General features: G+C 62.2%; 1 protein-coding gene. It reads right to left on the bottom strand.

Features of this window, described 5'->3' with window-relative positions; genetic code table 11:
- Positions 1-1,617 (bottom strand): efflux RND transporter permease subunit (locus tag AC1DTN_RS37150; protein WP_477925077.1); only part of this gene is annotated, 1,617 nt, incomplete at both ends.

Here is a 1,617-nt window from a genome sequence, read left to right as displayed (position 1 = left end):
CCTGGGTGCTGATCGTCAGGCGGCCGATATCTTCCTGCGGGAAGAAGCTCGTCGGCAGCGTCATGAAGAAATAGATCGTCAGCGCGACGGAAGCGAAGAAGATCCCGAGGATGAAGGGGCGGTGGCGAAGGCACCAGCCGACCGCATTGTCGTAGCCGCGCAGCGTCCGCTCGAAACCGGCGTCGAAGATGCGGATGATGAGTGGCGGACGGCTGTGGTTGTTGGAAAGGCGCGAACCGAGCATCGGCGTCACCGTCAGCGATACGATGGCCGAAGCGATGATGGCGATCGCCACCACCATGCCGAATTCGTTGAACACGCGGCCGACCACGCCGCCCATCAAGAGGATTGGGATGAAGACCGCGATCAGTGACACCGACATGGAGATGATCGTGTAGCTGACTTCGCCCGCACCCTTGATAGCCGCCTCCCGCACCGGCATGCCTTCCTCGACATGGCGCAGGATGTTTTCCAGCATGACGATCGCGTCGTCCACCACGAGACCCACCGCGAGCGTCAACCCCAGCAGCGAGATATTGTCGATACTGTAGCCCAGCACATACATCATGCCGAAGGTCGAGATCAGCGACAGCGGAACGGCAAGGCCCGGAATGATCGTAGCCGTTGCATGGCCGGTGAAGAGGTAGATGACGAGAACGACGAGGCCGATCGTCAGAAGCAGCGTGAATTTCACGTCGGCGATCGCATCGCGGATCGGCTTTGCGGCATCGTTCATGATGACCGTGTTGACCGAGGGCGGGATTTCGGCGTGGAGCTGCGGCAGCTTGGCGTTGATCGCATCCACGACATCGACCGTATTGGCATCCGGCTGGCGCTGGATGGCAAGGATGATGCCGCGCTGGCCGTCATACCAGCTGCCCGTATATTGGTTCTCGACGCTGTCCTGGACATCGGCAATATCGCCGAGATGGACCGGCGCGCCGTTCGGATTGGCGATGACGAGCGAACGGAACTGCTCGGCGTTGGTGCGCTGCGTATTCGCCGTGATGGTCATGCTCTGCGTATTATTCTGCAGCGTGCCGACCGGTTGTTGGCTGTTGGCGGCGGCAAGCGCCTTGTTGACCGTGTCGATGCCGATGCCGCGGGTCAGCAGCTTGTTGGGGTCGACCTCGACGCGCACGGCATAGGTCTGCGCACCGAACACGCTGACCTGGGCGACACCCGGAAGCGTCGACAGCGACGGCGAAATAATGTCTTCGGCGATCTCGTCGAGCTTGCTGCGCGGCATGGTGTTGCTCTGCACCGAAAGCAGCATGATCGGCGCATCGGCCGGGTTGGTCTTGCGGTAGCTCGGCGGTGTCGTCATGTTGTCGGGCAGCTGCCGCGTCGCATGCGAAATGGCCGCCTGCACGTCGGCGGCGGCCGCATCGATATCGCGGTTCAGGTCGAATTGCAGCACGATGCTGGTGCTGCCGAGCGAACTCGACGCGCTGATTTCGCTGATACCGGGGATCGTCTCGAACTGCTTGATCAACGGTGTCGAGACCGAAGTCGCCATCGTCTGCGGCGAGGCGCCGCTCAGCTGCGCCGAAACGTTGATGGTCGGGAAGTCGACCTGCGGCAGAGCCGCAACCGGCACGAGCCGGTATCCCGCGA

The sequence above is a fragment of the Rhizobium sp. 01T444 genome (genome assembly GCF_056398305.1).
The sequence above is the reverse complement of the archived record's forward strand: the minus strand, read 5'-3'. Positions and strand labels throughout refer to the sequence as shown.